Genomic DNA, 21681 nt, shown 5'->3' on the forward strand with positions numbered 1-21681 from the left:
TAATTGCACCTCCTATTAAACTCTTCTACGCTTCGGCGGACGGCAGCCATTGTGCGGAATCGGGGTAACATCTTTGATCATGTTAACCTCGAGGCCCGTTGCCTGCAGGGAACGGATTGCGGCTTCACGGCCAGCACCAGGACCCTTAACGTAAACCTCGACCTGCTTGAGGCCGTGCTCCATAGCTGCTTTAGCAGCCGTCTCAGCAGCCATCTGAGCTGCGAACGGAGTGCTCTTACGGGAACCACGGAAACCAAGGCCGCCTGCGCTAGCCCAGGAAAGTGCATTACCGCTCTTATCAGTGAGCGTTACAATCGTGTTGTTGAACGTAGAGCTGATGTGCGCTACGCCATATTCAATGTTCTTACGAACTTTTTTCTTCGTGCGAACTGCTTTCTTAACTGCCACCAGTTAACCCTCCTTTATTAGTCTTTCTTCTTGCCTGCTACAGCCTTTTTCGGGCCTTTACGCGTGCGGGCGTTGTTCTTAGTGTTCTGTCCACGGACAGGAAGGCCAAGACGGTGGCGACGACCACGGTAGCAGCCGATATCAACGAGTCGTTTGATGTTCATCTGACGCTCACGGCGAAGGTCACCTTCGACGAGAACGCTCTTATCGATGGCATCACGAAGTTTTACAACTTCATCCTCCGTGAGGTCACGCGTACGGGTATCCGGGTTGATGCCAGTCTCCTGAAGAAGATCCTTCGAAGTCTTCAAACCAATACCAAAAATGTACGTCAATGCAATTTCAATTCTCTTGTCACGGGGTAAATCTACACCGGCAATACGTGCCATTAATAAAGCACCTCCTTATTCAATAATTAACCTTGTCTCTGTTTATGTTTCGGATTTTCGCAGATGACCATAACACGGCCTTTGCGTTTAATGACTTTGCATTTTTCACAAATCCGTTTTACTGACGGTTTTACCTTCATCTTGTGGTTGCCCCCTTTTCTTTATTGTCAGTCTCATTTTGCTAGTATACCATGTTTAATCCGTCCTGCCTAGTAGCAAACGAAAAAAAAAGGTAAATATTTTTAAACCCGCAAAAGCGGAGATGACTTATTTGAATCGGTAGGTTATACGGCCACGCGTTAAGTCATATGGCGTGAGTTCGATAGTGACTTTGTCACCGGGAAGAATACGGATGAAGTTCATGCGAATCTTGCCGGATACATGCGCCAGTACAACATGACCATTCTCGAGCTCAACCTGGAACATTGCATTCGGCAGTGCCTCCAGAACTTTGCCCTCTACTTCGATAACATCTTGCTTCGACATGTTTTTCTCCTTTTATGGAAATTGGTTGGGCCAAAGTCATCTAAGGAGCTTTTGCATTTTCTTTTAATGCCATGCCCAACAACAGGTTGTCTATCAATTATTTCTTATAATCATTGTAATGGGCGGCAAATATTCGTTTTGCCGCCCTTACAATAACTTCTATCGTTCAGTGAATTTCACCAACAGATATAACTCAGTCTTTCAGGGTCTCAACGAGATCTTTCGTGACTTTGTCAATCGCCTGTCTGCCATCAACTTCCGTATAGATGCCAGCTTTCTGATAATACTCAATCAGCGGCTTCGTGGAAGCTTCGTATACGGAAAGGCGATTCGTCATCGTCTCAGCCGTATCGTCTGCACGCTGGAAGAGCTCGCCACCACATTCATCGCAAACACCATCCTTCTGCGAAGGATTGAATTTAACATGATAGGTAGCACCGCACTTCTTGCAGATGCGACGTCCAACTGCACGCTCAACGAGGTCAGCAGCCGGAACATTGATGTTCAGTACACGCTTCAGGCTCAAACCGAGATCTTTCATGATACCATCGAGAGCATCAGCCTGCTCGACCGTACGCGGGAAACCATCGAGAATGAAACCTTTTTTGCAGTCGTCCTGAGCCAAACGATCGCGCACAATGCCGACCGTAACGGAATCCGGAACAAGATTGCCCGCATCGATATACGACTTGGCAAGCTTGCCCATTTCCGTACCTTCCTTCATAGCAGCACGGAACATGTCGCCCGTGGAGATATGCGGAATGTTGAACTCTTTGACCAGTTCAGCCGCCTGCGTGCCTTTACCGGCACCCGGGGGGCCCATTAACAAGATATGCATGGTTTTGCCTCCTCTTATTTCATGAACCCTTCGTAGTGACGCATTACAATCATGGACTCTATCTGTTTCATCGTCTGCAGCGCAACGCCGACAACGATGAGCAGTGCCGTACCGCCGAAGTAAACGCCTTCAATATGAGTTGCACCAGCAACCAAATTCGGCAGGACTGCGATAAAGGCCAAGAATATGGAGCCCGCAAGGGTGATACGTGTCATGACATGATCTAAATAATCTGCCGTTGGCTGTCCCGGACGAATGCCCGGGATGAAACCACCGTATTTTTTCAGATTCTCTGCCATATCCGATATCTTTACGGTAACCGCAGTATAAAAATAAGTGAAGAAGATGATCATACCGACATATAACGTCGTCTGAAGCGGTTTTCCCCACTCAAGATAACTGGCAATCGTTTTTACCCAGGGAATATCAATAAACTGGGCAATAGTTACCGGAAACATCAGCACGGATGACGCAAAGATTATTGGGATAACTCCCGCCTGGTTAACCTTGAGCGGGATATGGCTGGAATGACCACCATAGGCTTTCTGCCCTACCACACGTTTCGCATAGGAAATCGGGATACGGCGGAAGCCGTTTTCCACGTGAACCACGAATACAACCATCGCAATTGCGATAACCGCAAACATGAATACGCTGAAATAGCTAATCGTACCAGCCTGAACGTAGTGATAAATCGTTCCAATGTTTTTCGGCAAAGCAGCAACGATACCAGCAAAGATGATAAGGGAAATACCATTACCAACCCCCTGAGCCGTTATCTGTTCACCCAACCACATGAGGAACACCGTACCAGCCGTCAGCGTGATTGCAATAATCAAGATGTTGACGGGATTCGGATTTAAAATGGCAGCCTTCAGGCCAATGGACATGCCAATTGCCTGAAAGAATGCCAGCACTACGGTAAGGTAGCGCGTTACCTGAGTGGTTTTCTTATGGCCCTCCTGACCTTCCTTGGACCATTGCTCCAACGTCGGGATAACAACATTCAGCAGCTGAATGATAATCGCGGCGTTGATATACGGAGTAATGGACATTGCAAAGATGGAGAACTTACTGAAAGCACCACCCGAAAAGAGATCTAACAGACCGAAGAGATTGCCATTGGCAAATAATTGCTCAATTGCCGTCGGATCAACTCCCGGTACCGGAATATGGGTTCCCATCCGGAAAATCGCAAACATAATCAACGTAAACGTGATTTTCTGGCGAAGTTCCGGGATTTTCCATACATTGCCAAGGGCTGAGAGCACCTCAGATCACCTCGACTTTGCCGCCTGCTGCCGTAATCTTCTCTTCTGCAGATTTCGTGAAGCCGTTAGCGCGAACCGTCAGCTTCTTCGTGAGCTCGCCATTGCCGAGAACACGGATGCCGTCCTGAACGTTTTTCAGGATACCGGACTCAACCAGAGCTACCGGATCAACCGTTGCACCATCCTCGAAACGATTCAGGGACTCAACGTTAACCTCAGCGTAGGTTTTCGCCCAGATATTCTTGAAGCCACGTTTCGGGAGACGACGATAAAGCGGCATCTGGCCACCCTCGAAGCCAGTGCGAACGCCGCCGCCGCTACGAGAATTCTGACCTTTCATGCCCTTACCGGAAGTCTTGCCGTTGCCGGAGCCAATACCGCGACCTACACGGTTGCGAACTTTACGGGAACCAGCTGCTGGCTGTAATTCATGTAATTTCATCTAGTGCACCTCCTGTTCTATGATTAGTCTGCGATTTCTTCTACTGCGATCAGATGCTCAACTTTGTGGAGCTGGCCACGGATGGCCGGGTTGTCCGGAAGCTCAACAACAGAGTTGATTTTGCGCAGGCCCAGAGCGCGAACCGTCTTGCGCTGCGTTTCCGGGCGGCCGATGAGGCTTCTTTTAAGCGTAACTTTAACTTTTGCCATTGTACAGCCTCCTATTAACCTAAGATTTCCTGAACCGTTTTGCCACGGAGCTCTGCAACTGCTTCAGCATTCTTCAGAGCCTTGAGGCCTTCAACCGTTGCACGAACCATGTTGTTCGGGTTGGAAGAACCGAGGGACTTCGTCAGAATATCCTTGATACCTGCAAGCTCGAGTACGGCACGAGCCGGGCCACCAGCGATGACACCAGTACCTTTTGCAGCCGGTTTAAGCATTACGCGGCCAGCACCGAAGATACCAACCATTTCATGAGGAATCGTGCGCTCATCGAGGAGAGAAACCTCTACGAGGTTTTTCTTTGCATCCTCAACGCCTTTACGGATTGCCTCCGGAACCTCAGCAGCTTTGCCGAGGCCAACGCCAACTTTGCCTTTCTTGTTGCCAACAACGACAAGGGCGCTGAACGAGAAGCGACGGCCGCCTTTGACGACTTTAGCTACTCGATTGATATATACAACTTTCTCCTCAAACTCTGGAGTTTCGTTGTCCATATTTCTAGCCATTCATTTACCTCCTTATATCGATGATTTAGAATTTCAGACCAGCTTCACGAGCGGCCTCAGCCAGAGCAGCAACACGGCCATGGTAAACATAACCGCCACGGTCGAATACGACCTCTTTGATGCCCTTTTCGAGAGCACGTTTAGCAACTTCAGCACCGACAGCTTTTGCAGCCTCGATGTTACCACCGTAGTTCTCGAAACCCTTATCCTGGGAGCTAGCGGACACGAGCGTCACGCCGTTCTCATCATCAATAACCTGAGCGTAAATGTTTGCCAGGCTGCGATAAACGTTGAGGCGCGGACGAGCTGCCGTACCTGCGATATGGTTGCGGACACGCAGATGACGTTTCTGACGTGCCTTGTTCTTATCTGCTTTAAGAAGCACAGGGATTCACTCCTTTCTCGAATCAGTACCTTATTTCTTACCCTTTGCGCCAGCTTTACCCTCTTTACGACGGATATGCTCGCCAGCATATTTGATACCTTTGCCTTTGTACGGCTCCGGCTCACGGAAGCTGCGGATTTCGGCAGCGACCTGGCCAACGACTTCTTTATCGATACCAGAAACCGTGATAGCGTTCGCAGACGGGCACTCGAATTTGATACCCTGCGGCGGCTCAACAACAACCGGGTGAGAGAAACCAAGGGACAGGTTCAGCGTGTTACCCTTAAGCTGGGCACGGTAGCCGACACCATTGATTTCGAGATTCTTGGAGAAACCTTCCGTTACACCAACAACCATGTTGTTGATGAGGGAACGGGACAGACCATGGAGCGATCTGTGGTTCTTATCGTCGGACGGACGCTCAACTTTGCAGATTGCGCCATCGACAGTTACTTTAATATCCGGATGAATATGGCGGGAAAGTTCACCTTTCGGGCCCTTTACTTTGACCAGATTGTCCTCGCCAACCGTAACAGTTACGCCAGCTGGGATTTCAATCGGTGCATTACCAATTCTTGACATCTGTACACCTCCTGACTACTTCGATTACCAAACGTATGCAACGACTTCGCCGCCGAGACCAGCTTTACGAGCCTGTTTGTCGCTCATGATTCCCTTGGACGTGGAAATGATAGCGATGCCGAGGCCGCCGAGAACGCGCGGGAGCTCATCGTGTTTAGCATACTGACGAAGGCCAGGCTTCGAGATGCGTTTGATACCGGAAATAACCTTCTCACGGTTCGGACCGTATTTGAGGGAAACAGTGATGACACCCTGTTTGTTATCCTCAGTGAAGGTGTAGTCATTGATGAAACCCTCTTCCTTCAAGACCTCTGCGATAGCGGTCTTGACTTTGGAACCCGGGATTTCAACACTCTCGTGGAATACATTGTTTGCATTGCGCAAACGAGTCAGCATATCTGCAATAGGATCAGTCATTGCCATTGAATCGATATCCTCCTTTTATCTTTAAATAATTACCAGCTGGCTTTGGTTACGCCAGGAATAGCGCCTTTGTAGCTCTGCTCACGGAAGCAGATACGGCACATGTCAAATTTACGCATGTAGCCGTGCGGACGGCCGCAGATTTTGCAGCGATTATAAGCGCGCGTGGAGAATTTCGGCTCTTTGCTCCACTTTTCTACCATAGACTTCTTAGCCAAATTTCCTTACCTCCTTATGCACTGAACGGCATACCCATGAGTTTCAGGAGCTCTCTGGCTTCTTCATCCGTCTGTGCCGTCGTAACGATAACAATGTTCATGCCACGGATCTTGTCGATTTTATCGTACTCGATTTCCGGGAAGATCAGCTGCTCTTTGAGGCCGATAGCGTAGTTACCGCGACCATCGAAAGCTTTGTCGCTTACGCCACGGAAGTCACGAACACGCGGAAGTGCAACGTTCATGAACTTGTCGAGGAACTGATACATACGCGTGCCGCGCAGCGTTACTTTGCAGCCGATTGGCATGCCTTCACGAAGCTTCCAAGCAGCGAGAGATTTTTTTGCACGAGTCAGCAGCGGTTTCTGACCGGAGATGATCGTCAGATCACCAACAGCAGAATCCAGAGCTTTCGGGTTACCGACAGCTTCGCCAACACCCATGTTGATGATGACTTTCTCGATTTTCGGAAGCTGCATGACGTTTTTATAACCGAATTTCTCGGTCATTGCCTTGCAAACTTCATTCTGGTATTTTTCCTGTAATCTATCCACTTATGCTCCTCCTTTCCTGATTATTTCGTCTGGTCGATAACTTCGCCGCATTTCTTGCAGGCGCGAACCATCTTACCATTTACTTCTTTGTGAGCAACGCGCGTTGCTTTGGAGCAAGCCGGGCAAACGAGCATAACTTTGCAAGCATGCATCGGAGCCTCTTTAACGAGGATACCACCCTGCGGAGCCTTCTGGTTCGGTTTCGTGTGACGTTTTACTTTGTTAACGCCCTCGACAACAACCTTACCTTTTTTCGGCATAGCCGTAACGACTTTGCCCTGTTTGCCTTTATCTTTACCGGACAGCACAACGACCGTGTCGCCCTTTTTTACGTTCAATTTAACGAATGCCAAAATCGCACCTCCTCACAATTAAAGTACTTCAGGAGCCAGAGATACGATCTTCATGAAGTCTTTATCGCGAAGCTCTCTAGCTACCGGTCCGAAAATACGCGTGCCTTTCGGAGTCTTATCGTCTTTGATGATAACGGCTGCGTTCTCATCGAAACGAATGTAAGAGCCATCCGTACGACGCAGGCCTTTTACGCTGCGAACTACAACTGCTTTAACGACATCGCCCTTCTTGACCGTGCCGCCCGGTGCAGCCGATTTGACTGCAGCTACGATTACATCACCAATGTTAGCGTATTTGCGATAAGAACCGCCGAGAACACGGATGCACATGATTTCTTTTGCACCAGTGTTATCGCCAACATTCAGGATAGTTTGCTGTTGGATCATTGTTTGACCTCCTTCTTCGATATTTTTGGATTATTTAGCTCTCTCGATTACTTCGACAACTCTCCAACGTTTCGTCTTGGACAGCGGGCGAGTTTCCATCAGAGAAACTTTATCGCCAACATGAGCATCGTTTTTCTCATCATGGGCATGGAACTTAACCGTTCTCTTTACCGGCTTTTTGTACAGTTTGTGCTGCTCGAGTTCCTCGATAGCAACGACAACCGTTTTATCCATTTTATCGGAAATGACTTTACCGATTCTTACTTTACGTACGTTTCTTTCGCTCATTAGGGAGCCTCCTTCCTTCTGCATATCAGTTTGCGATTAAGCCTTGAGCTCAGTCTCGCGCTGGATCGTCTTAATACGAGCGATCGTCTTCTTTACTTCTTTGATACGCATCGGGTTCTCAAGCTGGCCAGTAGCGAGCTGGAAACGGAGGTTGAACAGTTCCTCTTTGAGCGAAGCAAGTTTCTGGTTAAGCTCGTCAGCACTCATCTCACGAATCTCATTAACCTTCATTTACTTCACCGCCCTCTGCTTTAGTGTCTTCTTTAACAACGAACTTCGTCTTGATCGGCAGTTTGTGGCCTGCAAGACGCATAGCTTCCTGTGCAACTTCACGGGATACGCCGTCCATCTCAAAGAGGACGCGGCCCGGCTTAACAACTGCAACCCAGTATTCCGGCGAACCTTTACCGGAACCCATGCGGGTCTCAGCCGGTTTAGCCGTTACCGGCTTATCCGGGAAGATTTTAATCCAAACCTGACCGCCACGTTTGATGTAACGGGTCATAGCGATACGAGCAGCCTCAATCTGGCGGTTCGTGATCCAAGCCGGCTCAAGAGCGACCAGACCATACTCACCATGGCTAACCGTGTTGCCGCGATGAGCTTTACCCTTCATACGGCCACGGAACTGTTTGCGATATTTTACTCTCTTTGGTAATAACATTAAGCTTCGCTCCCTTCAGCTACAGCCTTGCGCTGCTTTCTTTCCGGAAGAACTTCACCCTTGAAGATCCATACTTTTACGCCGATATCGCCGTAAGTCGTATGAGCCGTTGCCGTACCATAATCGATATCAGCACGCAGCGTGTGAAGAGGAATGCTGCCTTCGCGGTAGGATTCCTTGCGGGCAATTTCTGCACCGCCGAGACGGCCACCCAGAGCGACCTTGATGCCCTTTGCGCCGAGACGCATCGTGCGGCCAACGGCCTGCTTCATTGCGCGGCGGAAAGCGATGCGGCGCTCCAGCTGCTGAGCGATGTTCTCAGCAACAAGCGTTGCGTCCATATCCGGCTGTTTGATTTCAGCAATGTTGATGTCAACACGTTTTTCCGTGTATTTTTTCAGACCTTCTTTGATCTGCTCAATGCCCGAACCACCGCGGCCGATTACCATACCCGGTTTAGCAGTATGGATCGTCAGCTTAAGACGGTTTTTGCTGCGCTCCGTCTCGATTCTGGACACACCGGCTGCCTGAAGGCTCTGCTTCAGATAGTCACGGATTTTAATATCTTCATGCAGGTTTGCTGCAAAATCTTTATCTGCATACCACTTAGCATCCCAAGTCTTGACGATGCCAAGACGAATACCATGCGGATTTACTTTCTGACCCAATCCGTTTCCCTCCTTATTAGTTCTTCTCGTCGACGACGATGGTTACATGGGACGTGCGCTTCAAAATCTTGAAAGCCTGTCCACGGGAACGCGGATGGATACGTTTGAGCGTCGGACCCTGGTCAGCGAAAGCCGTTTTGATAAACAGCTTATCAACGTCCATATCAAAATTGTTCTCAGCGTTTGCAACAGCGGAACGCAGAACCTTCTCTACTACATCAGCGCCAGCTTTCGGCGTGAATTTAAGGATCGCAAATGCCTCTGCAACGTTCTTGCCACGGATAAGATCCAGGACGATACGAACTTTGCGCGGAGTGATGCGAACAAATTTAGCTACTGCTTTAGATTCCACAAGGATTCTCCTTTCGCAAAATTATCTAAGTCCGGTCTTTCTCTCTTCGCCAGCATGACCCTTGAACGTACGGGTCGGTGCGAATTCGCCGAGTTTATGACCAACCATATCTTCCGTGATGTAAACCGGCACATGTTTACGGCCGTCATGAACGGCAATCGTATGACCGACGAAATCAGGGAAAATCGTGGAGCTTCTCGACCAGGTCTTTACAACTTTTTTATCGTTAGCTTCGTTGAGAGCCTCGATTTTCTTCATGAGGCTTTCTGCAACGTAAGGTCCCTTTTTAATAGATCTTGACAAAGTGTCTCCTCCTTTCGTCAGGCAGCATCAGGCAGCCTGTCGATTTCTATGATTATTTCGTACGTCCTTTGACGATGAGACGATCCGAAGCTTTCTTGCGACGAGTCTTGGCACCCATAGCGCATTTGCCCCACTTCGTAACAGGGTTCTTGCGGCCGACTGGGGAACGACCCTCACCACCACCATGCGGATGGTCATTCGGGTTCATTGCAGTACCACGGTTCTCCGGACGAACGCCCAGCCAACGGTTACGGCCTGCTTTACCAATCGTGATGTTCTCATGCTCGTGGTTACCAACTTCACCGATCGTTGCACGGCAGTTGATGTGAACCTTACGGAGCTCGCCAGACGGCATACGAAGGAGAGCATAATCGCCTTCCTTTGCCATGAGCTGAGCAGAAGTACCAGCACTACGAACGAGCTGAGCACCCTTGCCAATCTTGAGCTCAATATTATGGATCGTCGTACCAACCGGAATGTTCTTCAGCGGAAGAGCGTTACCGACTTTGATATCGGATTCCGGACCGGAAACAACCTTGTCACCAACCTTGAGACCATTCGGTGCGAGGATGTAGCGCTTCTCACCATCAACATAGTTGAGGAGAGCAATGCGCGCGCTGCGGTTCGGGTCGTACTCGATGGTAGCGACGCGAGCCGGGATACCGTCCTTATTGCGTTTGAAGTCGATCACGCGATAAAGACGTTTGTGGCCGCCACCCTGATGGCGAACGGTCAGTTTACCCTGCTGGTTACGGCCGCCTTTTTTCGTCAGGCGCTCAGTCAGGGATTTCTCAGGCTTGCTTGCCGTGATTTCGTCGAACGAAGCAACGGTCATGAAGCGACGGCCTGCAGAATATGGTTTAAAACTCTTTACTGCCACTTAAATGTACCTCCTTTTCTCAATTATGCTTCGAAGAACTCAATGCTTTCGCCAGCAGCGAGTTTAACGATAGCTTTTTTATAGTCAGAACGCTTGCCCATCGTACGGCCCATGCGTTTCGTTTTCCCCAGTACATTGACTGTGTTGACTTTTTCAACTTTAACGTTGAAGATTTCAGCAACAGCTTTAGCAATCTCGATCTTGTTGGCTGCTTTCGCAACAACGAAGACGTATTTGCCCTCAGCCATGAGCTGAGTCGTTCTCTCAGTGATCAGCGGACGGATCAGGATATCACGTGCTTCCATTATGCGAATACCTCCTCGATACGGGTGATGGCATCCTTCGTGATGAACAGTTTGTCATGATTCAGGATATCAAAGACATTCAGGCCCATCGTGTTGATAGCTTTTACACCCGGAATGTTGCGTGCGGACTTCTCTACATTCTCAGCTTCATCGCAAGTGATGAGGAGTGCTTTGGAGTCAACGCTGAAATCGCCAAGCATTTTGACGACCTGGCTCGTTTTCGGAGCATCAAAGTTGAGGCTGTCGAGAACTACGAGCTCACCGCTCTTAACTTTATCGGAAAGTGCGCATTTGATAGCGAGGCGACGCTGTTTACGCGGCATCGTGAAAGCGTACTTACGCGGATGCGGACCGAAGACCGTACCACCGCCGACCCACAGCGGGCTGCGCGTCGAACCAGCACGTGCACGACCAGTGCCTTTCTGCTTCCAAGGTTTGCGGCCACCACCACGGACGAAGCTTCTCGTCTTCGTAGCATGCGTGCCGAGGCGCTGTGCTGCGAGCTGCATTACAACAGCCTGATGCAGAAGGCCTGCGTTCATCTCTACGCTGAAGATGCTGTCATTCAATTCGATATCGCCAACTTTTTTGTTGGTGATGTCATAAACTGCTACATTAGCCATAATTTAGGTTTTCCTCCTTCCAATTAGTTTTTGCCCGGTTTAACGGTATTTTTGATCACAACGAAGCTCTTCTTCGGGCCCGGAATAGCGCCCTTGATGAGAATGAGATTGCGGTCTGCATCAACACGGACAACCGTGAGGCGCTGAACCGTAACGCGCTCGCCACCCATGCGGCCCGGCAGCTTCTTGCCTTTGAGCACGCGTCCACCAGGACCACTGATCATTGCGCCAGTGGAACCCGGCTCGCGGTGGGATTTGGAACCATGTCCCATAGGACCACGGGCGAAGTTGTGACGTTTGATACCGCCGGCAAAACCTTTACCTTTGGAAGTACCCGTAACATCGACTAATTCTCCAGCACTAAATATGTCAACGCCGATGGAATCACCGACTTTATATTCAGAAGGATCCTGAAGACGCATCTCGCGGATGAATTTGACCGGTTTAACACCAGCTTTAGCGAAATGACCCTTCATTGGTTTATTTACTTTAAATTCCTTAACTTCACCGAAGCCAAGCTGAACAGCATTGTAACCGTCATTTTCGACCGTCTTGTTCTGGATAACGATGTTGTTACCAGACTCAACAACCGTAACAGGAACAACTTTGCCCTCTTCCGTGAAGATCTGAGTCATGCCCAGTTTTCTACCTAAAATTGCTTTAGACATTCATTCCACCTCCTCGGATTATAATTTGATTTCGATGTCTACACCAGCCGGAAGGTCAAGGCGCATCAGCGCATCCACCGTCTTGTTCGTCGGCTGCAGGATGTCGATAAGACGCTTATGAGTTCTCATCTCGAACTGCTCGCGGGAATCTTTATTGACATGCGGGGAACGCAAAATCGTGTAGATATTTTTCTCCGTCGGGAGTGGAATCGGACCAGATACCATTGCACCAGTCTTCTTTGCAGTATCCACAATCTTTACTGCGCTCTGATCGAGGGCTTTATGATCATAAGCCTTCAAACGGATTCTAATCTTTTGATTCTTAGACAATTGTTTTTCCTCCTTATCGTCCGGACTCTCGGCCCAAACATTTCTCCGTAACAGTTCCCTCGGACAATGCCGAGCCATCTGCCACGTCATCGCATTGGGGGGTACCATATTATTTTAAACCTTTAAATAAGAGCGACGCGAGCGCCGCTCTTACCTATGGTTTAATTGACTTGGAAATTAGCCTTCAACTTCCGTTACGCGGCCAGCACCAACCGTGTGACCACCTTCGCGGATAGCGAAACGCAGACCCTTCTCGATAGCGATCGGGGTGATGAGCTCAACGTCCATCTCGACGTTATCGCCAGGCATAACCATCTCCGTGCCAGCCGGCAGGGAAACAACACCCGTAACGTCCGTCGTACGGAAGTAGAACTGCGGACGATAGTTCGTGAAGAACGGAGTATGACGGCCGCCCTCTTCTTTCGTCAGGACATAAACCTGAGCTTTGAACTTCGTGTGCGGGTTGATCGTGCCCGGCTTAGCCAGAACCTGGCCGCGCTCGATCTCTTTGCGGTCGATACCACGGAGCAGAGCACCGATGTTATCACCAGCAACAGCGCTGTCGAGCATCTTACGGAACATCTCGATACCCGTAACAACCGTCTGTTTCGGCTCATCCTGCAGACCAACGATCTCAACCGTATCGTTCAGTTTCAGCTCACCACGCTCAACACGGCCCGTAGCAACCGTACCACGGCCAGTGATCGTGAAGACGTCCTCGACCGGCATCAGGAACGGTTTATCCGTGTCACGAGTCGGAGTCGGGATGTACTCATCAACAGCGTTCATGAGCTCAACAATCTTAGCTTTCATGTCAGCATCGCCCTCGAGAGCTTTCAGAGCGGAACCAGCAACAACAGGAATGTCATCGCCCGGGAAATCGTAGCTGGAGAGCAGCTCACGAACTTCCATCTCTACGAGCTCGAGAAGCTCTTCATCGTCAACCTGGTCAACTTTGTTCAGGAAGACAACGATTGCCGGAACACCGACCTGACGAGCGAGCAGGATGTGCTCACGAGTCTGCGGCATCGGGCCATCAGCAGCGGAAACAACCAGGATAGCACCATCCATCTGAGCAGCACCAGTGATCATGTTCTTGACATAGTCAGCATGGCCCGGGCAGTCAACGTGTGCATAATGACGTTTCTGCGTCTCATACTCAACGTGTGCCGTGTTGATGGTGATACCGCGCTCACGCTCTTCCGGAGCTTTATCGATATCTGCATAATCCTCGAATGCAGCCTTGCAGCCTTCCGTCTCGGACAGAACTTTCGTGATAGCAGCCGTCAGCGTCGTCTTGCCATGGTCAACGTGACCAATGGTGCCGATGTTAACATGCGGTTTAGTTCTTTCAAACTTTTCTTTAGCCATTGTAAAATTTTCCTCCCTTATTCGCCTTTGTTTTTAGCAATAACCTTTTCGGCTATATTTTTAGGAACTTCATCATAGTAAGCTACTTCCATGCTGTAGTTCCCTCGGCCCTGAGTTTTGGAACGGAGATCCGTCGAATAACCGAACATTTCGGAAAGCGGAACAAATCCGTTGATGACCTGAGCACCATTGCGCGCTTCCATACCATCGATACGACCGCGGCGGGAGTTCAGATCGCCGATTACATCGCCCATGTACTCTTCCGGAACGACGACTTCGACTTTAACGTACGGCTCAAGGAGAACCGGGTTAGCCTTTTCGCAGCCGTTCTTGAATGCCATGGAGCCAGCAACCTTGAATGCTGCCTCAGAGGAGTCGACCTCGTGATAAGAACCATCGAATACGATAGCCTTGATGTCGACCATCGGATAACCAGCGACAACACCAGCTTCCATAGCCTGCTTTACGCCGGCCTCGATCGGGTTGATGAATTCCTTCGGAATCGCACCACCAACGACCTTGTTTTCGAAGCTGAAGCCTTCGCCCGGCTCCTGCGGAATGAGTTCGAGCCAGCAATGACCATACTGACCATGACCACCGGACTGACGAACAAACTTACCTTCAGCCTTAACCGTATTACGGATCGTCTCACGATATGCAACCTGCGGCTCACCGACTTTGCAGTCAACATGGAACTCGCGGAGCATACGGTCAACGATAATCTGGAGGTGAAGCTCACCCATACCAGAGATGATCGTCTGGCCAGTTTCCTGATCTGTGCGAACACGGAACGTCGGATCCTCTTCCGCGAGTTTCTGGAGCGCAACGCCCATCTTCTCCTGGTCGTTCTTCGTTGCCGGCTCAACAGCAACAGAGATAACCGGATCCGGGAATTCCATGGACTCGAGGATAATCGGATGTGCCTCATCGCAGAGCGTGTCGCCCGTCGTCGTATCTTTCAGACCGACAGCAGCAGCGATGTCACCGGAGTAAACCTTATCGATTTCCTTACGGTTGTTGGCATGCATCTGGAGGATACGGCCAATACGCTCTTTCTTGCCCTTCGTGGAGTTGAATACGTAGGAACCTGCATCGAGTACACCGGAGTACACACGGAAGAATGCAAGCTTACCGACGTACGGGTCAGTCATGATCTTGAATGCCAGTGCGGAGAACGGCTCGCTGTCGCTAGACGGGCGATGGTCTTCTGCACCAGTATCCGGATTTACACCAGCGATCGGCGGGATATCCGTCGGAGCCGGCATATAATCAACGATGGCATCGAGCAGCGGCTGAACGCCCTTGTTGCGATACGACGTACCGCAGGTTACCGGAACGAGTTCACCAGAGAGGGTACCCTTACGGATTACCTTCTTGATCTCCTCTTCCGAAATCTCTTCGCCACCGAGATATTTCTCCATGAATTCGTCATCGAGCTCGGAGAGAGCCTCTAAGAGTTTCTCACGATACTCATCAGCCTGCTCTTTCATGTCAGCCGGGATCTCAACCTCGTCAGCAACTTTGCCGAGGTCATCCTCATAAACGATGGCTTCCATCTTGACCAGGTCGACGATGCCTTCGAACGTGTCCTCAGCGCCGATCGGCAGCTGGATTGCAACGGCATTAGCCTGCAGACGCTCGTGCATCATATTGATAACGTTGAAGAAGTTTGCGCCGGTGATGTCCATCTTGTTGACATACGCCATGCGCGGAACATGATAGCGCTCAGCCTGACGCCATACGGTCTCAGTCTGCGGCTCAACGCCACCACGTGCAGTCAGAACTGCAACTGTGCCATCAAGGACACGTAAGGAACGCTCAACCTCTACCGTGAAATCCACGTGACCCGGCGTATCAATAATGTTGATACGATGGTCTTTCCAGTGACAGGTCGTTGCAGCAGACGTAATCGTGATACCACGTTCCTGCTCCTGAACCATCCAGTCCATGGTAGCAGCGCCTTCATGAACCTCACCGATTTTGTGATTTACACCCGTGTAGAAGAGGATACGCTCAGTAGTAGTCGTTTTACCGGCATCGATGTGAGCCATGATACCGATATTACGAGTTTTTTCAAGGGAATACTCTCTTGCCACTTTTAATATCGCTCCTTAATAATTATAAGAAAGGATTACCAACGATAGTGAGCGAAAGCCTTGTTGGCCTCTGCCATCTTGTGCGTATCTTCTTTCTTTTTAATAGCTGCGCCCGTGTTGTTTGCGGCATCCATGAGCTCGCCCGAGAGGCGCTCATCCATGGTCTTCTCACCGCGGAGACGTGCGTAGTTGACGATCCAGCGAATGCCGAGCGTCATACGACGATCCGGACGAACCTCAACCGGAACCTGGTAGTTAGCACCACCGACGCGACGTGCGCGTACCTCGAGAACCGGCATAACGTTTTTGAGAGCAGTCTCAAAAACTTCCAATGGATCCTTGCCCGTTTTAGCACGGATCGTTTCGAACGCATCATATACAACGCGTTCAGCAACGCTCTTCTTACCAGAAAGCATTACTTTGTTGATGAATTTCGTAACCGTTTTGCTGTGGTACACCGGATCCGGCAGTACGTCACGCTTAGGTACGGAACCTTTTCTTGGCATTGATTTACCTCCTTATCATAGTCTTCATTTACGAAGCTGTATTATTTCTTTTTCGCGCGTTTCGCACCGTACTTCGAACGGCCCTGACCACGATCCTGCACACCGGCAGTATCGAGAGAACCACGAATGATGTGGTAACGAACACCTGGCAGATCCTTAACACGACCGCCGCGGATCAGAACAACACTATGCTCCTGAAGATTATGACCAATGCCCGGGATGTATGCGGTAACCTCGATGCTGTTCGTCAGACGAACACGAGCTACCTTACGCAGTGCCGAGTTCGGTTTCTTCGGCGTAGACGTGTATACACGCGTGCAAACGCCACGTTTCTGCGGGCAATTCTTGAGTGCTGGTGCTTTGGACTTCTCCTGCATGCTCTTTCTGCTCTTACGAACTAACTGGTTGATAGTAGGCATACATGCACCTCCTTCCTTCATATTGAGAATTTATTATTTATTAAAACTCCAAAGCGATGCTTTAAAGTTTTTAACAAATATACTAGAACCTTACTTCAGGACCGCCACCGCTGCAGCACCGACTTCGATGCCGCAGGCCTGTCCAAGAACCTTCATCGTCTCCGCATGGCCTACCGGAATTTCACTTTCCTGGCAAAGCACTTTCAGCGGCTCGATAACCCGGTCGTCTGCGTCATCCGCAACAAAAACCGTCTGGACATTCCCACGTTTCACAGCTTTGGTAGCCTGTTTGATACCAATCACCCGATTGGCACTTTTCAGTGTATCCAGTGTCATTGTTTTCACTCCCCTGTATCACTAAATCATGCGCTCAAATCAGGCACTTCTATATATTAGCACCCGCCAAAATGCTTGTCAACACTTTATTTATAAAGATTCATGTGTACACGCTACCAAGCGTATCACACCTTAAAAATTTTTTTCATTTTTATAAAAAAGTCCACGAGTAATAAACAATCCCCCGGCTAAGATGGATTATCCTCTTAACCGGGGGATTGTTTTCAATATTTATTATTTGTTATCCGAAATAACCTTCTTAGCTACTTCAACAACATGCTCAACCGTGAAACCAAATTTCTTGAAGAGCAACGGTCCCGGAGCTGAAGCACCAAAGCCCTCCATGCAAATGGATGCACCATCAAGGCCTACATATTTGCCCCAGCCAAAATCCGAAAGTGCCTCAACCGATACACGGGCACGAACATTCTTCGGCAGGACACTTGCCTTGTACGCATCACTCTGCTGTTCAAAGAGATCCAAGCACGGCATCGAAACAACGCGAACATCCAATCCTTCTTTAGCAAGCTCAGCCTGAGCATCAACAGCCAGCGAAACTTCCGAACCAGAAGCCATCAGGATACCATCCATGTTAGCCGCATCCTTTGCCTCGGAAACGACATAAGCACCCTTGAGCGCCTCTTTGCTGGAGCCAGCCAGCTGTGGCAGATTCTGACGAGTCAACACCAGTGCCGTCGGCGTCTTATCCGCCGTGATAGCTAAATACCAGCCAGCAGCCGTTTCCGTAGCATCAGCCGGACGGAATACATTGAGATTCGGCATAGCGCGCAGCATGGCGAGCTGTTCAATCGGTTCATGCGTCGGACCATCTTCGCCAACGCCAATGCTGTCATGCGTCAGTACATAAGTAACCGGAATATTCATAAGCGAAGCCAGACGCATCATTGGTTTCGTATAATCACTGAATACGAAGAACGTAGCGACATACGTACGAAGTCCGCCATGAAGCGTAATGCCGTTAGCCATAGCAGCCATAGCCAGCTCACGAATACCAAAATGCAGGTTGCGGCCAGCATAGTTATCCTTGCTGAAATCGCTCTCGCCATTCATCATCGTCTTGTTGGACGGTGCCAAGTCAGCACTACCACCGATGAGCTGCGGAACCATATCCTTGATGCGATTAATCATAACACCGGAAAGGTTGCGCGTTGCCTGTGCTTTATCTTCATAAGCCCAGAATGCTTCGTCATTCATCAGCTGCTCTGCATCAACCGGAGCATGGAATTTCTCCCAACGAGCTTTTTCTTCCGGGAATTTCTCGCAATACTCAGCAAAGAGCTTATTCCATTTCTCCTCCTCAGCTGCACCCTGGGCAGCGAGTTCTTCGTAATGTGCATAAACCTCCTGCGGAATGTTGAAGGTCTTCTCCGGTTCCGGCCAGCCAAGATTCTCCTTAAGGGCTTTTACATTCTCTTCACCCAGCGGTTCGCCATGAGCACTAGCCTTGCCCTGTTTAGCCGGGCAACCGTAACCAATCTGCGTCTTGACCGTGATGAAGGACGGATGTTCTTTATCTGCCTTAGCAGCCTCAATTGCCTTGCCAATAGCTTCAAGGTCATTGCCATCTTCAACCGTAATCGTCTGGAAGCCGAAAGATGCCATACGAGCCTGAACATTCTCCGTGAAAGCAATATCCGTGTCACCTTCGATGGAAATCTTGTTGGAATCGTAGAGGATAATCAGTTTGGACAGTCCCAGCGTACCAGCCAAAGAGAAAGCCTCGGAGGAAATACCTTCCATCATGCAACCATCGCCACCCAATGCGAAGGTATAATGGTCAACGACTTCATAACCCGGACGATTGAATTCAGCAGCCAGATGCGCCTCAGCCATTGCCATACCAACAGCCATGCCCATACCAGCACCCAGCGGGCCAGTCGTAGCTTCAACACCCACCGTATGACCATACTCAGGATGTCCCGGCGTCAGCGACCCATCCTGGCGGAACTGCTTCATATCATCCAGCGTCAGGCCATAGCCAAAGAAGTGAAGCAGGGAATACAGCAGCGAGGAACCATGGCCGCCCGAAAGTACAAAACGATCGCGGTTCGCCCATTTCGGGTTCTTGCCGTTATGCTTCATATGTTTAGCCCACAGCTCATAAGCCATAGCTGCACTGCCGAGCGGCAGCCCCGGATGACCGGAATTAGCCTTTTGGATTGCATCTGCTGCCAAAACACGAATGGCATTAACACAAGTCGTATCGATGTTACTCAAGGTATATCTCTCCTTATCCTATGAAAGATTTGTATTATATCACAAACTTCATTCTACTAGATTCCTCGGTAAATGTACAGTATTCTTGCGTATTTTCATAAATTTCTTTTATTGCTTCGTAAGAAACGATTATATACGGTTTCATTGTTTGACAATTGCCGAATAAAAATCAGAAATTACGTAAATCCGGACGCAATTCTTGCGCACGCCCCATATAGACATGCTGAATTTCAGACTGTTTGCGTTCGGTATCCACTAATAACAAAACACGGATGCAATGATCCATCGATTCATCAATCGCACATTGGCGCGTATCAAATAATGGAACTAAATCAAAGCCCGGAAGCTGACGAGCACCTGTAGATGGAAATGCTGCGGTGAGGTCATCCGTAGCAGAAAAAATAACTGCACCAATGTCCTCAGCCTGCACTTTATTGCGGCGCAAAATCTGCGACAACAAAATCCTAGCAGCCTGCCATATCTCTTCTTTTTTGTTTTCTCCAACGGTGATAGCACCACGAATGCCTCTCATGGTTTTTCTCCTCCTTAACGGCCTTTATGTATTTCCCATATTATACGCATACTGAGTACAAACGCTATCAAATACCCCACAAAACCCAGCAACGGAATCTCCATGATTTTAGGAGTCATCTGCGTTGTACAAATCGTACTAGATCCTAAAAGCAATGCAGCCACCAGCAAAGCTAAAATGAGCTTATTGATCATTTGGTCTACTTTGCGCAATGGCTCTTCTGAGCCGGTGAGGTCCAGATTTACTTTTGTCTGACCACTCATGGTCATCTTCAAGATATCCGAAATTTGTTCAGGAAGCTGAGCGGACTTCCGCAACAAGAGGAACCCCTCCCGTTTTGCCTTATCCAGCTCATCCCGCCAATGGAAGTGTTTCTTATAATCTAAGGCTAGACTTTTCGCAAAGATTTCTACGAAACTTACCTTAGGACAGCACATTCGCATAACGCCCTCGACTGTCAACACACCACGTGCAAACATGGATAGCCCCTGTGGACAACCAATATGATGAACCCTCATAAGATTCATGATTTGACGAGTCAACACACCCATCTGCAAATCGCTAAAATCCAAAGAACTATATTGAGACAGCATCGCATCAATATCCTGATAAAGGGCTGTGTGATTGATTTTCCCTCGAACCACACCTAAGGATAGAACCGCCGCCTTCATCTCAAAGGTATCATGACTGGTCAAGGCAAATACCGCTTTGCGGATTGCTGCCCGATCTCTGCCTGAAAGACGTCCAACCATCCCCAAATCCAGCCATACGATCCGGCCATTCCGTATCCAAATATTTCCCGGATGTGGATCAGCATGGAAAAAACCATCTTCAATAATCTGCTTGACATAGTTCTCGCCCAACCGATGCCCCAATTGATCAATATCATAGCCGCGGCTTTTTAGTTGTTCAAAATCATCGATACGAATTCCCTCAACAGATTCCATTACCAGAATGTGTTGCGTCGACAATTGCCGGTAAACATGAGGACAGGAAATATATTCTATATCACGATTCAAATGCTGAAATTCTTCAATATGATCGGCTTCCATGAGAAAATCCATCTCCTGTTTGGCGATGGTCCACATCTCATCCAACACCATATTGAAATCCACCACATCCTGCGAATGGCTCACAATCTTCAAAAGCGTTGCCGCCCGTTTCAGCAGAACGATGTCCTGGTTCATGATATCGTAGATACCAGGCCGTTGAACCTTGACGACTACCTTTTCCCCCGTGTTCAGTATTGCCCGATGGACCTGCGCAATGCTGGCCGACCCCAGTGCTTCTTCGTCAATATAGGAAAACACCTTATTCCAGCGCCTACTGTATTCCTGTTCGATTACCCCTAAGATAACCGAAAACGGCAGTGGCTTGGCCGACGACTGCAGTTTCATCAATTCATCGCAATACTCCGGCGGCAAAAAATCCGGGCGCATACTCATGACTTGCCCTAATTTGACAAAAGTCGGGCCCAAATCTTCCAGCACCAGGCGAAGTTTGGTCGGCGTCATCCCACGAACAACATCGCGTTTGCGCAAGACGCCCACCATCCCCCGCAGTCTGGCAGTAGCTCCAGCATCTTCTATTTTATTTTGAAAGAAATCTCCAAGCATAGCGCCAGACTCCTTCAAGA

Annotated in this window: 35 protein-coding genes; all 35 read right to left on the bottom strand. The window is 49.3% G+C overall.

Going from position 1 to position 21681, the window contains the following annotated elements:
- Positions 1-15: 15 nt before the first annotated feature.
- Positions 16-408 carry a 30S ribosomal protein S11 gene (gene rpsK, locus T504_RS0103360; RefSeq protein ID WP_005842142.1) on the bottom strand — a complete coding sequence of 131 codons (393 nt, stop codon included), beginning with the start codon at positions 406-408 and terminating at the stop codon, positions 16-18.
- Positions 409-425: 17 nt separating this feature from the next.
- Entirely contained in the window at positions 426-797 is a 372-nt protein-coding gene (gene rpsM, locus T504_RS0103365) for a 30S ribosomal protein S13 (protein ID WP_033169645.1), read from the bottom strand.
- Positions 798-823: 26 nt separating this feature from the next.
- The gene (rpmJ, locus tag T504_RS0103370; protein ID WP_014423857.1) at positions 824-937 is read right to left on the bottom strand and encodes a 50S ribosomal protein L36; all 114 of its coding nucleotides are present in this window, start codon (positions 935-937) and stop codon (positions 824-826) included.
- A 127-nt stretch (positions 938-1064) separates the two neighbouring features.
- Complete coding sequence (infA, locus tag T504_RS0103375) at positions 1065-1283, bottom strand: translation initiation factor IF-1 (RefSeq protein ID WP_009645081.1); 219 nt, start codon at positions 1281-1283, stop codon at positions 1065-1067.
- 193 nt (positions 1284-1476) lie between these two features.
- Positions 1477-2121: an adenylate kinase gene (locus tag T504_RS0103380; protein ID WP_033169646.1), complete on the bottom strand. Its 645-nt coding sequence runs from the start codon at positions 2119-2121 to the stop codon at positions 1477-1479.
- Between the two features lie 14 nt (positions 2122-2135).
- Entirely contained in the window at positions 2136-3392 is a 1257-nt protein-coding gene (gene secY / locus T504_RS0103385) for a preprotein translocase subunit SecY (RefSeq protein WP_033169647.1), read from the bottom strand.
- Between the two features lies 1 nt (position 3393).
- Entirely contained in the window at positions 3394-3834 is a 441-nt protein-coding gene (gene rplO, locus T504_RS0103390; protein WP_033169648.1) for a 50S ribosomal protein L15, read from the bottom strand.
- Between the two features lie 23 nt (positions 3835-3857).
- Complete coding sequence (gene rpmD, locus T504_RS0103395) at positions 3858-4043, bottom strand: 50S ribosomal protein L30 (RefSeq protein WP_033169649.1); 186 nt, start codon at positions 4041-4043, stop codon at positions 3858-3860.
- Positions 4044-4057: 14 nt separating this feature from the next.
- Positions 4058-4564, bottom strand: a complete 507-nt coding sequence (gene rpsE / locus T504_RS0103400; protein ID WP_033169650.1) for a 30S ribosomal protein S5 — start codon at positions 4562-4564, stop codon at positions 4058-4060.
- Positions 4565-4589: 25 nt separating this feature from the next.
- On the bottom strand, positions 4590-4949 hold the full coding sequence (gene rplR / locus T504_RS0103405; protein ID WP_033169651.1) for a 50S ribosomal protein L18: 360 nt from the start codon (positions 4947-4949) through the stop codon (positions 4590-4592).
- Between the two features lie 30 nt (positions 4950-4979).
- Positions 4980-5531 carry a 50S ribosomal protein L6 gene (rplF, locus tag T504_RS0103410; protein ID WP_033169652.1) on the bottom strand — a complete coding sequence of 184 codons (552 nt, stop codon included), beginning with the start codon at positions 5529-5531 and terminating at the stop codon, positions 4980-4982.
- 24 nt (positions 5532-5555) lie between these two features.
- Positions 5556-5954: a 30S ribosomal protein S8 gene (gene rpsH, locus T504_RS0103415; RefSeq protein ID WP_033169653.1), complete on the bottom strand. Its 399-nt coding sequence runs from the start codon at positions 5952-5954 to the stop codon at positions 5556-5558.
- 32 nt (positions 5955-5986) lie between these two features.
- Positions 5987-6172: a type Z 30S ribosomal protein S14 gene (locus T504_RS0103420; RefSeq protein WP_033169654.1), complete on the bottom strand. Its 186-nt coding sequence runs from the start codon at positions 6170-6172 to the stop codon at positions 5987-5989.
- A gap of 14 nt (positions 6173-6186) precedes the next feature.
- Complete coding sequence (rplE, locus tag T504_RS0103425; protein WP_033169655.1) at positions 6187-6726, bottom strand: 50S ribosomal protein L5; 540 nt, start codon at positions 6724-6726, stop codon at positions 6187-6189.
- A gap of 20 nt (positions 6727-6746) precedes the next feature.
- A complete protein-coding gene (gene rplX / locus T504_RS0103430; protein ID WP_033169656.1) occupies positions 6747-7079 on the bottom strand; it encodes a 50S ribosomal protein L24 in 333 nt (110 codons plus the stop codon).
- Positions 7080-7097: 18 nt separating this feature from the next.
- Positions 7098-7466 (bottom strand): 50S ribosomal protein L14, encoded by a 369-nt coding sequence (gene rplN, locus T504_RS0103435; RefSeq protein WP_033169657.1) that lies wholly within the window; start codon positions 7464-7466, stop codon positions 7098-7100.
- Between the two features lie 30 nt (positions 7467-7496).
- The gene (gene rpsQ / locus T504_RS14395) at positions 7497-7754 is read right to left on the bottom strand and encodes a 30S ribosomal protein S17 (RefSeq protein ID WP_033169658.1); all 258 of its coding nucleotides are present in this window, start codon (positions 7752-7754) and stop codon (positions 7497-7499) included.
- A 36-nt stretch (positions 7755-7790) separates the two neighbouring features.
- Positions 7791-7985, bottom strand: coding sequence for a 50S ribosomal protein L29 (gene rpmC / locus T504_RS14400; protein WP_033169659.1), 195 nt, complete (start codon positions 7983-7985; stop codon positions 7791-7793).
- Positions 7975-8418 (bottom strand): 50S ribosomal protein L16, encoded by a 444-nt coding sequence (gene rplP / locus T504_RS0103450; protein ID WP_033169660.1) that lies wholly within the window; start codon positions 8416-8418, stop codon positions 7975-7977. Before rplP ends, rpmC begins: the two co-directional genes overlap by 11 nt.
- Entirely contained in the window at positions 8418-9086 is a 669-nt protein-coding gene (gene rpsC / locus T504_RS0103455; RefSeq protein ID WP_033169661.1) for a 30S ribosomal protein S3, read from the bottom strand. Before rpsC ends, rplP begins: the two co-directional genes overlap by 1 nt.
- A 16-nt stretch (positions 9087-9102) precedes the next feature.
- Positions 9103-9438 (bottom strand): 50S ribosomal protein L22, encoded by a 336-nt coding sequence (gene rplV / locus T504_RS0103460; RefSeq protein ID WP_033169662.1) that lies wholly within the window; start codon positions 9436-9438, stop codon positions 9103-9105.
- A gap of 21 nt (positions 9439-9459) precedes the next feature.
- Positions 9460-9741: a 30S ribosomal protein S19 gene (gene rpsS, locus T504_RS0103465; RefSeq protein ID WP_033169663.1), complete on the bottom strand. Its 282-nt coding sequence runs from the start codon at positions 9739-9741 to the stop codon at positions 9460-9462.
- A 52-nt stretch (positions 9742-9793) separates the two neighbouring features.
- Positions 9794-10621 (bottom strand): 50S ribosomal protein L2, encoded by an 828-nt coding sequence (gene rplB / locus T504_RS0103470; RefSeq protein ID WP_033169664.1) that lies wholly within the window; start codon positions 10619-10621, stop codon positions 9794-9796.
- 23 nt (positions 10622-10644) lie between these two features.
- The gene (rplW, locus tag T504_RS0103475) at positions 10645-10926 is read right to left on the bottom strand and encodes a 50S ribosomal protein L23 (protein WP_033169665.1); all 282 of its coding nucleotides are present in this window, start codon (positions 10924-10926) and stop codon (positions 10645-10647) included.
- Positions 10926-11549: a 50S ribosomal protein L4 gene (rplD, locus tag T504_RS0103480; RefSeq protein WP_033169666.1), complete on the bottom strand. Its 624-nt coding sequence runs from the start codon at positions 11547-11549 to the stop codon at positions 10926-10928. Before rplD ends, rplW begins: the two co-directional genes overlap by 1 nt.
- A 23-nt stretch (positions 11550-11572) precedes the next feature.
- Positions 11573-12217, bottom strand: a complete 645-nt coding sequence (rplC, locus tag T504_RS0103485; protein ID WP_033169667.1) for a 50S ribosomal protein L3 — start codon at positions 12215-12217, stop codon at positions 11573-11575.
- 18 nt (positions 12218-12235) lie between these two features.
- Entirely contained in the window at positions 12236-12547 is a 312-nt protein-coding gene (gene rpsJ / locus T504_RS0103490) for a 30S ribosomal protein S10 (protein WP_014423834.1), read from the bottom strand.
- 177 nt (positions 12548-12724) lie between these two features.
- Complete coding sequence (gene tuf / locus T504_RS0103495; protein WP_033169668.1) at positions 12725-13918, bottom strand: elongation factor Tu; 1194 nt, start codon at positions 13916-13918, stop codon at positions 12725-12727.
- Between the two features lie 17 nt (positions 13919-13935).
- Entirely contained in the window at positions 13936-16014 is a 2079-nt protein-coding gene (gene fusA / locus T504_RS0103500) for an elongation factor G (RefSeq protein ID WP_033169669.1), read from the bottom strand.
- A 35-nt stretch (positions 16015-16049) separates the two neighbouring features.
- Positions 16050-16520, bottom strand: coding sequence for a 30S ribosomal protein S7 (rpsG, locus tag T504_RS0103505; RefSeq protein ID WP_005842089.1), 471 nt, complete (start codon positions 16518-16520; stop codon positions 16050-16052).
- A 41-nt stretch (positions 16521-16561) separates the two neighbouring features.
- The gene (gene rpsL / locus T504_RS0103510; RefSeq protein ID WP_021771527.1) at positions 16562-16939 is read right to left on the bottom strand and encodes a 30S ribosomal protein S12; all 378 of its coding nucleotides are present in this window, start codon (positions 16937-16939) and stop codon (positions 16562-16564) included.
- Between the two features lie 90 nt (positions 16940-17029).
- Positions 17030-17275, bottom strand: a complete 246-nt coding sequence (locus T504_RS0103515; protein WP_033169670.1) for a ribosomal L7Ae/L30e/S12e/Gadd45 family protein — start codon at positions 17273-17275, stop codon at positions 17030-17032.
- A gap of 234 nt (positions 17276-17509) precedes the next feature.
- Positions 17510-19513: a transketolase gene (gene tkt / locus T504_RS0103520; RefSeq protein ID WP_033169671.1), complete on the bottom strand. Its 2004-nt coding sequence runs from the start codon at positions 19511-19513 to the stop codon at positions 17510-17512.
- Positions 19514-19682: 169 nt separating this feature from the next.
- Positions 19683-20045 carry a chorismate mutase gene (gene aroH / locus T504_RS0103525; RefSeq protein ID WP_033169672.1) on the bottom strand — a complete coding sequence of 121 codons (363 nt, stop codon included), beginning with the start codon at positions 20043-20045 and terminating at the stop codon, positions 19683-19685.
- Between the two features lie 14 nt (positions 20046-20059).
- Positions 20060-21661, bottom strand: a complete 1602-nt coding sequence (locus T504_RS0103530; RefSeq protein ID WP_033169673.1) for an ABC1 kinase family protein — start codon at positions 21659-21661, stop codon at positions 20060-20062.
- Positions 21662-21681 lie beyond the last annotated feature (20 nt).

Origin of the sequence: Selenomonas sp. ND2010 (assembly GCF_000702005.1) — a bacterium.
Lineage (GTDB): Bacteria > Bacillota > Negativicutes > Selenomonadales > Selenomonadaceae > Selenomonas_A.

Bases quoted from the DNA above. Each gene is read 5' to 3' on its own strand.
- tuf (WP_033169668.1), bottom strand. From the start codon at position 13,918: ATGGCTAAAGAAAAGTTTGAAAGAACTAAACCGCATGTTAACATCGGC.
- rplC (WP_033169667.1), bottom strand. From the start codon at position 12,217: ATGTCTAAAGCAATTTTAGGTAGAAAACTGGGCATGACTCAGATCTTC.
- rpsQ (WP_033169658.1), bottom strand. From the start codon at position 7,754: ATGAGCGAAAGAAACGTACGTAAAGTAAGAATCGGTAAAGTCATTTCC.
- rplW (WP_033169665.1), bottom strand. From the start codon at position 10,926: ATGGAAGCACGTGATATCCTGATCCGTCCGCTGATCACTGAGAGAACG.
- rplF (WP_033169652.1), bottom strand. From the start codon at position 5,531: ATGTCAAGAATTGGTAATGCACCGATTGAAATCCCAGCTGGCGTAACT.
- T504_RS0103530 (WP_033169673.1), bottom strand. From the start codon at position 21,661: ATGCTTGGAGATTTCTTTCAAAATAAAATAGAAGATGCTGGAGCTACT.
- rpmJ (WP_014423857.1), bottom strand. From the start codon at position 937: ATGAAGGTAAAACCGTCAGTAAAACGGATTTGTGAAAAATGCAAAGTC.
- rpsH (WP_033169653.1), bottom strand. From the start codon at position 5,954: ATGGCAATGACTGATCCTATTGCAGATATGCTGACTCGTTTGCGCAAT.
- rpsL (WP_021771527.1), bottom strand. From the start codon at position 16,939: ATGCCTACTATCAACCAGTTAGTTCGTAAGAGCAGAAAGAGCATGCAG.
- rplP (WP_033169660.1), bottom strand. From the start codon at position 8,418: ATGTTATTACCAAAGAGAGTAAAATATCGCAAACAGTTCCGTGGCCGT.
- rplO (WP_033169648.1), bottom strand. From the start codon at position 3,834: ATGAAATTACATGAATTACAGCCAGCAGCTGGTTCCCGTAAAGTTCGC.
- infA (WP_009645081.1), bottom strand. From the start codon at position 1,283: ATGTCGAAGCAAGATGTTATCGAAGTAGAGGGCAAAGTTCTGGAGGCA.
- rpsG (WP_005842089.1), bottom strand. From the start codon at position 16,520: ATGCCAAGAAAAGGTTCCGTACCTAAGCGTGACGTACTGCCGGATCCG.
- rpsE (WP_033169650.1), bottom strand. From the start codon at position 4,564: ATGGCTAGAAATATGGACAACGAAACTCCAGAGTTTGAGGAGAAAGTT.
- aroH (WP_033169672.1), bottom strand. From the start codon at position 20,045: ATGAGAGGCATTCGTGGTGCTATCACCGTTGGAGAAAACAAAAAAGAA.
- rpsM (WP_033169645.1), bottom strand. From the start codon at position 797: ATGGCACGTATTGCCGGTGTAGATTTACCCCGTGACAAGAGAATTGAA.
- rplD (WP_033169666.1), bottom strand. From the start codon at position 11,549: ATGGCTAATGTAGCAGTTTATGACATCACCAACAAAAAAGTTGGCGAT.
- rplN (WP_033169657.1), bottom strand. From the start codon at position 7,466: ATGATCCAACAGCAAACTATCCTGAATGTTGGCGATAACACTGGTGCA.
- T504_RS0103515 (WP_033169670.1), bottom strand. From the start codon at position 17,275: ATGACACTGGATACACTGAAAAGTGCCAATCGGGTGATTGGTATCAAA.
- rpmD (WP_033169649.1), bottom strand. From the start codon at position 4,043: ATGGCAAAAGTTAAAGTTACGCTTAAAAGAAGCCTCATCGGCCGCCCG.
- rpmC (WP_033169659.1), bottom strand. From the start codon at position 7,985: ATGAAGGTTAATGAGATTCGTGAGATGAGTGCTGACGAGCTTAACCAG.
- T504_RS0103380 (WP_033169646.1), bottom strand. From the start codon at position 2,121: ATGCATATCTTGTTAATGGGCCCCCCGGGTGCCGGTAAAGGCACGCAG.